The following is a 14,759-nucleotide window of genomic DNA, read 5'->3' as shown; positions in this document are numbered from 1 at the left end:
AGATTAAGGCAAAGCTCGCGCGGCATTAGGCGTCGCTAAACATCTTGTGGTGACGTGCCCCGACAGTGAATAATCCTGCGGCAATCATTAGAAGGAAATTCGTCGAAGCGGGCTCGGGAATGGCAGAAAAAGTAAGATCAACATCTAAAAAAGCTACTTGATCGGCGTTCAAACCACCACCAGTGAAGAATCCAACGCGATCAAAAACATAACTTTCAGGCGTCGTATCCACAACCGTTCCCGAAAGAGAATAGATTAAGCCAGTCCCGATCATCGACCAACTAAGGTCTAATCCCGATTCAACTCGAGTTGCCGACAGCGAAAAGCTATAAGTGCCGGACTCAAAAGCGGTATTGGATGGACTAGCGTTTACCCAGGCGAGCAACGAGGCCCCCGCCCCACTGCCAAAGCTACCTGTATTCGGATTATCGCGCTCCCACAAACGACTGTAGGTGGGACCGGTGCTTGTGCCCGAATTCGTCGCATAATAGCCCAGCCATCCGGTGGCACCAGGCTGCCCGTTCACGTCATAGAATCCGAAGCGAAATTGATCCGACTGCGGAGAAACCATCCCGGTGAAGGTGACTCCAGCTGACAATGTGACGGTGTCACCCACGTCTGCGAGCGTGTATGACATGGACGAACTGGCGTAGATAGTCTGACTGTCGGCAGACTCGGAATCCGCATTCCCATTGCCCAATACCGGACTGGCGGTATTGAGACCACTGCTGACACTGCCAGAATACTGAGTCCAGGAATCAAGCAGCTCAGCATGGACGAAAGACGGCAGAGCGGAAATGCCAAAAATGACGCTAATCATCCCGGCTAGCGAGAAACGAGAGAAACAAATGGAAGAATTCAGGGTATTCATAGGGTACATAAGGCTGAGGTAAGATAGAGCTCAAAACAGAGCTTCGATAAGCAATAACAGAACGAGAGAAAATACTTTCTCTATTTTAGGTCAAGTACTTTCTTTAATAATACAACTTGATTCATAACTATTTTTTATTCATAAGCTTAAGATGATAAAACTCAAAGAAAGTATTTTCTATATCCCTCCTCTCCTATTCATTTCGATTTATAATGTCTTCCCTAGCTAAAATTGCCCGCATCTGCGGGGTATCCGTAGGCGCAACCTCCAAAGCACTCACTGGCAAGCCTGGCGTTTCCGAGGTGACTCGGCAGCGGATCCTTAACGTCGCAGCACAGCAGAACTATCGCCCGAATCGCCTGGTCCATGCGATCCAAAGTGGACGCAGTATGACAGTCGGACTCACGTGCAACGATTTCCAAGATGACTTCGTGGGGAGCATCCTCAAAGGCATGCTTGAGGTTCTCTATGAAGCCAGTTACGACCCGATCGTCATCAGTTGGGATCTTTGCGTTCATGAAGGGGAAACTGTCCTCCGAACCTTTGCCGAACGACGGGTCGACGGACTCCTGATGTTCCCACCAGCGGATCAGCCAACTCACGCCTACTTACAAGAATTGAAAAGCTTTCAACGACCAATCGTCGTTGTGGATCAGGTCTTCGCTGGCGTGGAGGACTATGACTTCACAGGTAGTCAGGATTACGAAGGCGGCCAGATAGCAACGGAACACCTCATCAAGCTCGGACATAAAAACATCGCAAACCTCTACCATCTCGAAACGAGTACGGGCCGAGCGAGGTTAGATGGCTTTCGGAGTACGATGCAAAAGCATGGACTCATCGTTCACGAACAATGGATGTATAATATTGAGCACTACGGAACCAAAGAAGCCTACAACCACGCAAAACGCCTTCTTAGTGAAAAGAACGGCCCGACAGCCATCGTCGCCTTTAACGACTGGGTCGCCTTAGACGTGCTTGCCGCAGCACGTGATCTCAATTTGTCCGTGCCAAACGACGTCTCGGTGGTTGGATTTGCAAACCTCAGAGTCGCTTCGAGCGTGCGCCCACGGCTGACGACAATCGCTCAAAACCCATTGTTGATCGGGCGCCGGGCTGCCAAGCGCCTGTTAGAGTTACTGGACGGGGAAAAAGCGGACAGTCCGCCGCACCATCCAGTCACAGACCGAATACCAGTGAAGCTAATAATTGGTGAGTCAACTCGCCCAATCGCATGAGATCCGGTACGCGGCAAAATTCGACGAGAGTCCAACAACGCCTTAGTCAATACTCCGAAATTGTCTATACAATGCCAGTAGCAGCGAGCGCCCTCGCGCGAATAATTTGCGAGTGTGTTGCCTCACAGAAATCGCCGGCCCTCTATTGCCCGGTTCAGAGATGACTCAGTCGAACCATCATCACAATTAAACAGCGGTGATGGCGACAACATTGTGACAGTATCAGACCACTTTTGATTCCTCGTCAGCATATCCATACTAAGATCATTTCCATCACCCCAACTCCCCCCCTTTCAGATGATGAAGAAAACGAAAAATAGTAATACCTATGCAAGATCAAGCTGCATGCCTTCGCAAGACAAGGGAGGCTTCGCCCTAGTCATCGCACTGACACTCATGGCATTCATTGTGTTGCTATCACTCTCACTGACAACGATGAGTCAGATCGAAACAAAGAATGCCGACCTGAACCAGATGATGACGCTAGCCCAGCAAAATGCACTACTGGGACTACAGGTTGCATTCGGCGACATACAGAAGGAATTGGGCCCAGACCAACGAATCAGCGCAACGGCCTCTCGGCTCGACACAGATCCGTATGACAATGACGATTACAACGCTGAAGCTGGAATTCTCACTACTGATGGAGTACAACAAAGCCGCCAGCATTGGACAGGAGTGTGGCGGACATTCAAAGACTCAAATGGATTCCCCAAAACGACCTTCAGCAAGTGGTTGGTTTCCGGATACCCGGACTCACACACCTACGGCGTAGCAGATGCCTATTTAGGAGCCTCCGTATTTGCTGAAGAGAAGCGCAACGAACTCATTAACGGTAGCGCAAAAGTAGAAGCCGGAAAAGTCGACATTGACACTTACCTCGACACCGTGAGCCGTTTTGCTTATTGGGTGGGCGACGAAGGAGTGAAAGCCAAAGTCAATATAGCACCACCGCCGCAAACAGCGAACAGCACGCTCTCTGCTCAAAAATTCGGTTTGAGCGCAATTCAAAATCTGGACTGGCTGCCACAATTGACCAAGGAACAGACAGGAAAGCTACACACGTCCTCATCCTTTAAAATTCTGGAGGAGCAACTGGGGAATGCTGCAAATCAGAGTATACGCAAGCACTTCCACGATCTCACCTTCCACGGATTCGGACTTTTTTCCAACACGCTCTTGGGAGGCCTCAAACTGGATCTCACCAGCGCGCTCTACGACACTTCCAATCAACCCACCGGCTTGATTTTCGCGCCTCAGGACAACCATTCGGCGAGTGCCGCCGACCCTGGCGGACCTGATTGGAAACAGCTTCGCTCGTGGATTCGGACCGAGCCCAATGCTGCCGGTGAACTCCCAATACACGCCTCCAGTGCTCAAGTCGCCGGCGTCTATCCGGTCGTGACCGGTTTCCAATTATACTGGATTCCGACCTATGATCCAGCTGACGCTACTGGCAACCGTAATATCCGAGTTAATATGCTGCCGGCCGTAACCCTGTGGAATCCTTACGACACGCCACTGGAGAGTGCGACCTATACACTCACGTTCGGCCGGACGCTAATGAACGGAAGCGACTTTGAAAATTTTATCTCTCTCTGGAGGAGTTGGTCACTGATAAAGGGAAACAATACTCACTTCCCAATCGAGCAACCGTACCCGGCGACATTCTACCTCACGAGCGGGCGATTAGAACCCGGGGAAGCCATTGTTTTCAGTGCGAGTGCGCAGACACCTTACACCTTTGGAATGAATCCCAGTCCGACGGGTGCCACGCTCTCCCGAGGCTACCATCCGGGCTTTGGCTTCCACTTCGACATCGGAGCACATTACACTCCGGCGGAGACCCCAGAGACCTATCGCTGGGGTGGGCAATACAGCGCTTACCGCACGCACGCACTCAAACTCGCAAAAGGCACCGGCCCGAATGCTGAACCGATTCAGATCGCCGTTTATATGACCGACCACCCAAAAGTAGGACAGGATTGGCAAGGAAATTATGAGACCATGCAGGCATCTCCACCCGCGAACACGCCCATTATCGATACCTCCAATGCCTATGCATATAAAATCCTGCATACTTTCGTCGACAACGAGCCAGTATGGGACCAAGCAAACGCCAACCTCCAACCGAATACGCGGAAATGGCTCGCGAACCACAATCCCCGTGCATTGATTCACGGGCCGAACCCTCTGACCTTTACGATGCCCAAAACCTGGGTAGAAAACGCCGCCACGCTCAACCCGACTTTCATCGGAAGTATGCAACGACGTGGTACATTTATTGATGTCGGTTTCGCGCCTTATGATCTGGACGATAATGTTACGGTCGGTTATTCTGAAAGCCAGAGCGACGCCGAAAGAACCATTCTGTTTCAACGTGCTCCGGATCGCGCTGACCTGCATTCAATTGGGCAGTTTATGCACGCGCCACTCTACAACGATCTGACTACAAACACAGATCCGTATTTTGCCAACGGGCTGAAAATTCGAGTTCGTAATGCGCGCTTTGGCAACAACATCCCAGCTTACGCGGTAGGCAATAGTCTCGCAGACCCATCGATAAGTCTAAATAAAGTCGATCGTGTCTGGAGCACAAGTAGCTACGATGCCATATATCAGTTCCAAGGGGTTCATCATGACTACTCCTATAAATTGAATGCGGCCCTCTGGGATCGATATTTCCTCTCCACACTTCCCGGAACCCTTCCCGAAAATACGCCGGAAAACAATCGAATCTTTCAAGTCGTGCAGAATGACACGCCTCGATCAGGAGAACGCGTCGCCGCAGCAGATCTCGCAATCAACGGTGCCTTCAATATTAACAGCACATCTGTCGAAGCTTGGCGTGCAATGTTTGCGACGTTCTATGACAGCAATGTCAGACGCGCCGACGGATCATTCGACGTTGCTGACCCTGATAATCCGAAGTCTCCGATACTCAGGATCGACACTCCAATCGGCCCCCCGGGAGTGACTCCGGATAGTCAGGACACAGCAACCTTTATCGGCTATCGAACTCTCGATCCTGCCCAAATTGACGCTCTGGCCGATTCCATTGTCGAAGAGATCAAACTGCGAGGTCCCTTCGCCAGCCTGGCCCATTTCATCAATCGGATGCCGGACACCGACGGAACCTACTCGGAAAATACGGATGCTTACCGTTTGCAGGGAACCCTAGCCGCGGCATTGGATAAATCGGGAGTCAATTCAGGCCTTCAGCAAAATGTAAATCTAGCCGCGCAAAACACAGGCATCACCGGCATGCAAGCTCAGGCCGAAAGCGGCTGGCGCACAGAAAACCTCCCCGGTTGGCTCAGTCAAGCCGATCTACTCGCTCGCATGGGAAGCACCCTCTCCGCGCGCTCCGACACTTTTCGAGTGCGCGCCTACGGTGAAGCCATCAACCCTATCACTGGCGAAACGGTCAGCGCACGTTGCGAAGCCATTATTCAGCGTATCCCTGAATATGTAGATAGCCTGAATAATCCTCCGGAAACTCCCTATGATGCCGCCGAAGCGAGCGCGCAGGGCTACGCTCCGTTAACCCAAACCAACCTGAGCTTTGGACGTCGCTTTGTGATCCTTGATTTCCACTGGCTCGAAGACTCCGACGTATGAAAACGATTCACTCTATTCTCATTCTCCTCACACTTCTACTGGGCCATTCGCTTCCGGGGCAAGAAAAAGCTCCAAGCGTCCAGATGAAATTCCAAGCGTTTCTCTGGCCGAACCATGCCCCGCTGGCCGCAAACAGTAGTCAAAACCAAGCGTCAAACCAGATCCAAGCAAACAGCACCTACATTCCGCCGGAAGTCGCCTACTTGGAGAGCGGAGAAGGAAGTGAACGCAGTTTCCAACTTTTGGATGACCGGCGAACAGGTGTAATGAATTACCGCGGCCCGGAGACACTCACTTTCTACAAAGCTGGCACAGCGATGGCCGCCCCCGAAGCACGTGTTGAATTAGGCCGGTTAAAAATCCCCCAAAAAACCAAGGAATTAACTATATTCTTTTTCCCCTTGGCCAGCGGTGGCTACAAAATTTTCTCCATCGAAACCTCCCCCGCAACTATCCCTCTGGGGAGCATTTTGGTTTATAACTTATCCACCACACGCCTAGCGTGCAAATTAGACGAAACCAACTTCACTATCGATCCTGGGCAATCAGCTGTCAAAGCGTTCAGCCTGCCCGACAAACACTACCAACCCATATTGGTCGCCTCACTCAGCCGTGAGGGAGAATGGAAGCGAAGCCTCGCCAGAAAACTCATTGTCGACCAGGATGATCGACTCCTACTAATCATTTACAATCTGGAGGCAAATCCGGATAGTTTCAATCTATTGCCACTCGTTTTCCGCCCTGATTCAGACTGATAAGAAAATGTCATTTCGATTAGTTATTGTTTTATTCGAAAGTATCACGGATGCATTCCGTCATACTATATCGACCCCAGCCAACGAAGAATTACGGTTCAGCCACACGTGCCCGATAGAAAATCTGATCTACCGACGAATTTGGTAAGACACTCACCCCCACCTTTAATCGGGTGTTGGCACTCAAAAGATCGGTTTGCAAAGCAAGCTCCGGCCATGTTCTCTCACCTACCTCCTCCAGCCCCCAGGCGCTCTCGCCGCGACGGATTAAGGCGATCACATCCCAAACCATAAGATCCGAAGAAACCTCAAGTGAACAATCCAGCAAAGCCGGAATCGGATGCTCAAAGGTGAACTCCGCACCGGATTCTACTTTTTGATTGAGTAAACTAAAGTCATCCCATCTCAACGGGTGAGTCCCCAGCATATATTCAAATAAATTGGCAGCGCCATCTCCATCCGCATCCATCTCATTCCTCGCAGAAACGAGATGCGCACGACTCTCAAAATAGTCATCTCTCCAAGCCTCTAAGGCGTTCAGCACTTTCAATTCATCTAAATGCACAGCATATCCAGAACTACTGGAATGTCGCCCATCAATCTCGATTCGCAATCGGTAATGCTCGCCGGAATGCAGATTTTGGCTCCCCAGATCCAGACTCCGTTCAGCCTCCAAACTCTGATACAATTCTATAGTTGTAAGCAAAGTATCGTTCAGAAAAACATGAATTCGGGCCGAACCAGGGCTATGCCATAAATTGAGTTTCAAGCGATAGCTTCCACTTTCATCGGCCGAGAAAAGATGCTCGATAGAATCACCTATTGAATTTGCAATATAGACACGTCGACGCCCTTTAACTGCATCTGTATTATCTTCAATATATTGGACGCCACCAGCAATCACCGATTCCAAATCAGCGACAACAAGACTCCCGGGATGCAATACAGGATAAGGAGTCAAATCTTCATTGAAACCGATATCCGTCACAAAGGCATTAACCGAGATATCAGATAAGCCCGCAACCGCCTCGCCTCCATTCACACAGTTGATGAACCGAAGGTTATTGATTCGGTGAGTCGCATCGTAACCCGCCAACCGAATGGTTCCACCGTTCATCTTTACATTTTCGAACACTAGCCCATCCATATGACCACGCTCATTCAAGTAACCGGTTGAATTACTATAAATGGTGGATCCAATATGAAAATCAATTGGCTTGGATGCTTTCTCAATAACGATATTCTCAAAACGCAAATTCTCCATCCACGCCCAATCGGAGTAATCGCTATAAATACCAGCACCAGCATGCTGAAGTATATCGACATTTCGAATCGTAATATTCCGCCACAACTGCGCCTCCATGGATGCTCCGATGCGAATACCGTTTCCAGCACCTGTATTCCAAATAATTATGTTATTCGCGATCGCATTTTCGGTGATCCTCTCTCCGTTCACAGCCGCGTTCAGCGAGTGCCAGCCTAGTCCATCATCCTCCGCTCGAATAAAACTATCACGCACCACAAAATTTTTAACCGCATCAATATCGACGCCATCTGTATTCACCCCAATCCCGAAAATATTCGAGTGAGCAACCTCCACATTCCGACAGTTCAAATACAGCGTTTGCCACCAAGTGTAAAAACTACGCACGCCGATGCCCTCCACAATGATGTTCTCACTATTTTCAAATAGAATTCCAGCATCCCCTTCAGAACGCACCGAATAACCAGCCGTTTCAAGAATACCACGCCCACAAACCCGGACGTCACTCACACCTTTAGCTTCAATACGTCCTTTAACTAAAGCTCCGGGCGCAAAATAGATCGTTTGACCGCTTTGTGGCCGTATCACCCCCACGTCTTGTATGCCAGGCCAAAAGTAGCGCACGTCAGGATCCGATGGATCGGGCAAACCTCTTTCCAACGGAGTTACGATGATTGCCAGAGGTGTGCGCCCCGGAATCTGCAAAACCATGTTCCGAGCGCTCTCAATTTGAAAATGAAGCCGATTTCCCGAACGACTCACTTCAAGACCATACCGATCCGGCTTCAGTGTATAACTCGTAAAATCACTTGCACATTCGATATCAATTGCCACTACCCCATCCCCCATCGTGAACATCGCAACATCAAAACTGTAACGCTCGGCCTTAACAGCGACTGATCTCCCACCAGCCATGAGTGAATATCTAGCACTATCCGGACGCTCCAAGTGACCGGGCACTGGCACAACGATCTCACTAGGCGTGTAGTCGACCAGTAATACAGGCTGTAATTCATACGCTGCCGACCTTGAGCAAAAACGAAAAACCGAGCGTAATTGATTCTCGATACGGAGCTTGAGCAAAAGCGCATAGTCTCCTCCTATTGATTTTATAAAATCTTCCGTTAGATAGGGACTGCTGAATACAATCACGTCCTCTTCGTCAACTGTCGCCGGGTTCGCCTGAACACGATCTAATAAGGCACCGAAATCACCTCCTCCATTCTGCCATAAATCTGAGTTGCTGCGGTGATACCAATCGACTTCCGACTCAATATAATCCACATCCAGCCCATGTAGATCCAGGTCTATTAAGTCATGGAGACTCCCCCCGTTGCTTAAATCTCTTGAGCTAATGGTTAGAATAAGCTGAACACTATTGATCTGAGTTCCCACTAATGCCGAATGCCGCGTATCAAAGCTTAGAAGACCTCTCAAATAGTCATTCGGTGTTAAGGTATCTCCTACAATGAAAATGCCATTGGATTCATTACTGGTATTGGCAGCACTCTGTGAGGCCCGAATAAATGCATCGCGACTCGCACGAATCTCCAGAGTCGATCCGCCGACTGACAAAGCTGAAAGCAGAATACATACCGCGATGGGAAGGAATCGAGAAAACGCAAAGCAATTTCTCATTAATAATAATAACTCAGACATGATTTAGGGGAAAGCTGCCAAAGCGAATTAGCAGATTACTTTTTTTTCTGGAGGTTTACGCAGATTCAAACAATTTGATTAAAACCTCCAAATATGAATTGCCTCGACAGTGTTACTGTCACACAACTACACCATGTCTGCCCCTTCTAAAAAAAAGGCTGTTTCTCTTCGCCACCTCGCTGAAGTGGCTGGTGTTTCTCGAATGACGGTTTCTCGCGCTTTTAAAGAAGACGCATCCATTAAACCGGAACTTCGAAAGAAAATTCTCAAAGTCGCCAAAGAGCTGGGTTATGCTCCAGATACAATGGTGAGCGAACTGATGACTAGCTTTGCCAGCCGTCGTCCGATCAACTACCAGGAAACATTCGCGGCCATCTGGTGGCCGGAGCGTTGGCAGCATATCGATTCCGGACACGGGTTCGAAGCGGACATCTACCATGGCTTAAATGAAGGTGCTCAATTACATGGTCGGCGCATAGATCATTTTGTCCTGACCAAAGATATGCCGCCTCGAGTCATATCCCGTATGCTTGAAGCCCGAAATATACAGGGTGTCATTCTCACGCCACCGGCCGCTGCGGAAATCGAGGCTCCAAAATTAGATTGGAAAAAACTCAGCGCGGTCACCATCGGAAGTTCTCTACGCGAACCCAAGTTTCACCGAGCCCAGGCCAGTCACTATAACGCGATGATCCAAGCGCTGGAAATCCTTCAAAGCCGTGGTTATAAAAATCCCTGCCTACTGGTTCGTAGCGATGTGGAACGTCGAATGCTCCGCGCTTACACGGCCGCCTTTCTCGCATGGGAATATCCCCACAAACACATTTGGCATGCCGCCACTCCAAGTTCGGAAGGCCTCTCGAATTGGCTAAAGAAAATCGAGCCCGATGTCATCATCGCAGACTGGGATCCTTGGATCGACTATATATCAACAGATGATAAAGCCTACGGCTTCGTCTCTCTAGCCGTGCGCGATAAAAATGGCCCCATCACTGGCATCTATCAAAATACGGCTCGAATCGCAAAAGGTGCTATCGACCTACTCGTACGCGCTCGCTTAACTCACGAAGTTGGGGAACCACTTGAACCACTTTTGATGTTAACCGCTGGCGCATGGATTGAAGGAAGTAGCCTGAATCAGATCGCGCATAAAGCCATCGCAAAGCACTAAAAAATATTCCGTTGAGAACTAACGGAACACCTATTCACAAAGAGACCATTCGTAACAGTAACACTGTTACCAAATGCATCATTTCTCCCATCAATTTAAACAAAAAAGTCACTCCCTCAAAGATCCGGGGTCGAGATCGTGCTAGCGCTATTAGCGCACACGGCTCCTCAGATCATAGTTTCGCTGGGAGTTTTGTAGCGATGGCGATCTTAAAAAGGATAAAAGGGTAGTTAATCAATAGCCCGTTGAAGCGGTTACAGCTGATTGGCCCGTATCGGGATCGAAGCAGAGGTCTTATAATTTAAGAAAAACTCGCGCCTATCATATCAAACTTAATGACCTGTAATGCCACGGTTTACGGGTGAAGCCTTGATGAAGGCTCAATCTCAGAACATATTTCCTTACCAGAAGAATAGCCTGATAGCCCAGATCGAGCGGAAGTGGAACGATTGGAACAATTTCGACAAGCTGCCCCACACTCAACCGCATTACCATAGGCAGCAAAAACTTCGCCTTCTGCCCAAATCAATCCCACAAGGACAACAAGTGGAATTAGCTTGAATACTACACTGAAACAGCATTGACGCCGCTGAAAATCATTCCAAAAGTGTTCGTAATTCAATCCCGCCTACTCCGCCATTTTGCTCCGCAAAACAAATTATCCGGCTTAGCCGGAATAAGGGATGAGAACTTGTTCGATGTAAGAAGCGCAGCGACTGAAGAAGGGGCCTCCGAAGGAGGATCGCGAAGCGATGGCGCAGCCACCAATCCCGCCTTCTCCGCCATTTTAAGACGTAGTCGCCAAAAGGGCGATGAGAAGTCGAGGAGTCGAACCTGCCGCGGGTTCGATGTAGCGAAGCGAAGATGGCAAAGCAATCCCGCCTTCCGTGTGCGACGTAGCTAGCGCACGTCCGCCGTAGCTCGAGGAGCGAAGGAGGAAAACTTTGGCGTAGCAGGGAGACCGGAGACGTATCCGCCATTTATTAATCCCCCAATTTGCCGTAAAACAGCATTGGGGATTTTTTGTGTCTACTTATACCAATTCGAAAAAAGTTTGGTCCTAATATATATCTTTTGTAACCTCGGTTCTAGGAACCGGGGCGATGCCGATCGCTCCCCGAAACAAAGTTTCGAGGCTACGCAAAGGCCAAGCTTATAGATCATATATTCTTAGAAGTGGTACTATAAAGACATGGCGTGTCCGCGCGCGGACGCCGGGCCTCAAAGACTTGCATGCGTTTCAGAATGATTCGCCCAAAGGCAGTCCGACCAATCCGTCCCTCCAGAGCAAGGCTGGCAGATCAGGCCCAACGCCAAAGCCGCCGCAAAAAAAAGCTCCCTACTTCCCACTGCGCGCGTAGCGCGCCCGCGCAAGAAAGACTTGCCCTTTCGTCGATCTATAGCCTTAACAGGCAAACTTTCGCTTTCCCCAGCCAACAGCCCTCTGTTGGCTTTTCTATTTTTACGACCAATGACACAGAACAAATATTTCCAAGAGTGGTTCTCGAATCCGCGCCGCGACATCATCGCAGGCACGGTGGTGGCGCTTGCGCTGATCCCGGAGTCCCTCGCATTTGCCATCATCGCGGGTGTGGACCCGAAAGTCACACTCTACGCGTCATTCTGCATCGCGATTACCATTGCATTTGTCGGTGGTCGTCCGGGAATGATTTCCGCAGCAACTGGCGCGATTGCGTTGTTAATTGGTTCACTGGTCGCCAACCATGGTGTGCAATATCTACTGGCCGCGACATTGTTGACGGGGGTGCTACAGATATTATGCGGCGTCTTTAAATTGGCGGATCTGATGCGCTTCGTCTCAAAATCGGTGGTCACCGGCTTTGTCAATGCACTCGCGATTCTCTATTTCATCACCCAAGTCAATGAGATGATGGGGCAAACTTGGATCATGTATGCGATGGTCGCGGGGGGCTTAGTCATCATTTACGGCTTTCCGCGCTTAACCACCGCAGTGCCGTCTCCACTAATTTGCATCATCGTACTCACCACGGTTTCAATCACAATGGGCCTGGATACGAGCCTGAAAACCGTCGGCGATATGGGCGACTTGCCGAGTTCCCTGCCGTCTTTCCTCTTCCCGGATGTGCCTTGGAACTGGGAAACCTTCATGATTGTTCTGCCCTACGCAATTCCGATGACAGTGGTCGGCCTGCTGGAGTCTCTGATGACTGCGGGCATTTTGGACGACTTTACCGACACCGAAAGTGACAAGAATCGCGAATGTAAGGGGCAAGGCATTTCCAATCTCGTGGCCGGCTTCTTCGGTGGCATGGGTGGTTGCGCTATGATCGGGCAGTCCGTGATCAACGTCAAATCAGGCGGTCGTGGTCGTCTATCGACCGCGGCCTCTGGGATCGTATTGCTGATTCTCATATTTGTGCTAGGTGATTTGGTGAATCAAATTCCGATCGCGGCGTTGGTAGCGGTCATGCTGATGGTCTCGTTCGGCACCTTTAACTGGTCCTCCATCAAAGGGCTGCGTAAGAATCACCTCACCTCCAGCATCGTGATGGTTTCGACAGTCGTGGCCGTAGTGGTGACCCACAACTTGGCGATCGGCGTCGGTATCGGCGTCGTTCTCAGCGCGCTATTCTTTGCTTACAAGGTATCGCGACTCCTCGAGATCTCCTCCGAACTGGAAGTTTCTAAGAAAAAGCGCACCTACTCCGTCGTCGGACAACTCTTTTTCGTTTCAGCGGATACCTTCGCCGATGCCTTCGACTTCCATGAAGTGCTGGAGCATGTCACAATCGACGTCACGCATGCGCACTTCTGGGATTTATCCGCCGTCGGCGCCTTGGACCGAGTTGTCTTGAAATTCCGCCGCGAAGGCACTGAAGTAGAGATCGTCGGATTGAACGAAGCCAGCAAAACACTCGTTCTAAAAATAGCCACACACGACAAGCCCGGCGCAGAAGATGCGGCAGGCGGCCACTAGGATGTCTCATTTCCTAATTCATAATTCCCAACTCCTAATTTCTGATCCCTATGCCTAACATACTAGCTTGCACCGACGGTTCCCAGTATTCACACAGCGTTTATGATCACGCGGCATGGGCTTCACGCCAAATGAACAGCGCATCGATCCACGTGATCCACATGCTGAACCCGCACCACGAGAAACCAGCCACCGCGAACTACAGTGGCTGCATCGGCTTGGGCGCACGCAGCGCACTGCTCAATGAACTAGTCGAACTCGAAGCCGCCAAAGCCAAAATCGCGAAAAAGCGCGGACAAGCGATCTTGGAAGATGCCACCACTCACCTCAAACAAGCCGGCGTCGCCCAAGTTCAAGCCGATCAATGGCACGGCAAACTGAGCGACGAGATCTCGAAGTATGAGCGCGACGCCGACCTCGTCGTGATCGGCAAACGCGGCAACAATGCCGACTTTGAAAAAGGTCACCTCGGCAGTAACCTGGAGCGCGTGGTGCGCAGCTGCCAACACCCGGTTTTAGTGGCCTCGCGAGCGTTTGATAAGATGAACACCTTCGTGCTCGCCTACGACGGCGGCAGTAGTGCACAAAAAGCGGTCGATTATGTCGCCAACGAGCCCCTGCTGAAAGGCATGCACGCCTATCTCCTCTATGTCGGCTCTGGCAATGCCAAGATCGAGGCCTCCTTGGCAGCCGCCGAGGCCAAGCTCAAAGCTGCCGGCTATGAGGTGACCATCGAACAACGCGATGGCGAGCCCGAATCCATCATCAGCGATGTGGTGGCCCAAGACCACATCGACCTATTGGTAATGGGCGCCTACGGACACTCCAGCATTCGCCAGTTCATCGTCGGCAGCACCACCACCTCCATGATCCGCACGGTCAAGATTCCTGTGCTTCTGTTCCGCTAGGCTCAGAGCACTCCTCTGTAGCGATGCCACGCTAGTGGCGTCTCCCGACGGCCCAAAGACCTCGCTCGCGCGAGTTCGCTACAACTGTTGACCTCCTCCGGACACTCCTCTGTAGCGATGCCACGCCAGTGGCGTCATCCCGACGGCTCCAAAGACCTCGCTCGCGCGAGTTCGCTACTACTGTTGACCTCCGCCGCACACAGCTCTGTAGCGATGCCACGCTAGTGGCGCCTCCCGACGGCACCTAAGACCTCGCTCGCGCGAGTTCGCTACAACTGTTGACCTCCGCCGAACACCCTCTGTAGCGATGCCA

The 14,759-nt window shown here is 50.7% G+C and carries 8 protein-coding genes; 6 read left to right on the top strand and 2 right to left on the bottom strand.

What is annotated here, in order from left to right; all coding sequences use genetic code 11:
• Positions 1 to 25: 25 nt before the first annotated feature.
• Positions 26 to 871 (bottom strand): hypothetical protein, encoded by an 846-nt coding sequence (locus tag SH580_RS16890; protein WP_319831997.1) that lies wholly within the window; start codon positions 869 to 871, stop codon positions 26 to 28.
• 212 nt (positions 872 to 1,083) lie between these two features.
• Here SH580_RS16890 and SH580_RS16885 point away from each other — a divergent pair, with 212 nt between their 5' ends.
• The 3 genes from SH580_RS16885 to SH580_RS16875 all read left to right on the top strand — a co-directional run bounded on the left by SH580_RS16885 (position 1,084) and on the right by SH580_RS16875 (position 6,485).
• Complete coding sequence (locus SH580_RS16885) at positions 1,084 to 2,109, top strand: LacI family DNA-binding transcriptional regulator (RefSeq protein WP_319831996.1); 1,026 nt, start codon at positions 1,084 to 1,086, stop codon at positions 2,107 to 2,109.
• Between the two features lie 345 nt (positions 2,110 to 2,454).
• Positions 2,455 to 5,730, top strand: coding sequence for a hypothetical protein (locus SH580_RS16880; protein WP_319831995.1), 3,276 nt, complete (start codon positions 2,455 to 2,457; stop codon positions 5,728 to 5,730).
• Entirely contained in the window at positions 5,727 to 6,485 is a 759-nt protein-coding gene (locus SH580_RS16875; protein ID WP_319831994.1) for a hypothetical protein, read from the top strand. The genes SH580_RS16880 and SH580_RS16875 overlap by 4 nt, the downstream gene beginning before the upstream one ends.
• Positions 6,486 to 6,576: 91 nt before the next feature.
• On the opposite strand, the gene SH580_RS16870 is transcribed toward SH580_RS16875, so the two are convergent.
• Positions 6,577 to 9,408, bottom strand: coding sequence for a glycoside hydrolase family protein (locus tag SH580_RS16870; protein ID WP_319831993.1), 2,832 nt, complete (start codon positions 9,406 to 9,408; stop codon positions 6,577 to 6,579).
• A gap of 133 nt (positions 9,409 to 9,541) precedes the next feature.
• Between SH580_RS16870 and SH580_RS16865 the strand changes: the two genes are divergently transcribed.
• The 3 genes from SH580_RS16865 to SH580_RS16855 all read left to right on the top strand — a co-directional run bounded on the left by SH580_RS16865 (position 9,542) and on the right by SH580_RS16855 (position 14,446).
• On the top strand, positions 9,542 to 10,579 hold the full coding sequence (locus SH580_RS16865) for a LacI family DNA-binding transcriptional regulator (protein ID WP_319831992.1): 1,038 nt from the start codon (positions 9,542 to 9,544) through the stop codon (positions 10,577 to 10,579).
• Between the two features lie 1,471 nt (positions 10,580 to 12,050).
• Positions 12,051 to 13,538 carry a SulP family inorganic anion transporter gene (locus SH580_RS16860; RefSeq protein WP_308984088.1) on the top strand — a complete coding sequence of 496 codons (1,488 nt, stop codon included), beginning with the start codon at positions 12,051 to 12,053 and terminating at the stop codon, positions 13,536 to 13,538.
• A gap of 50 nt (positions 13,539 to 13,588) precedes the next feature.
• Positions 13,589 to 14,446, top strand: a complete 858-nt coding sequence (locus SH580_RS16855; RefSeq protein WP_308951791.1) for a universal stress protein — start codon at positions 13,589 to 13,591, stop codon at positions 14,444 to 14,446.
• Positions 14,447 to 14,759 lie beyond the last annotated feature (313 nt).

The sequence above is a fragment of the Coraliomargarita algicola genome (assembly GCF_033878955.1).
GTDB lineage: Bacteria > Verrucomicrobiota > Verrucomicrobiia > Opitutales > Coraliomargaritaceae > Thalassobacterium > Thalassobacterium algicola.
Note: the sequence above shows the minus strand (reverse complement) of the source record. Positions and strands in the feature narration are given on the sequence as shown.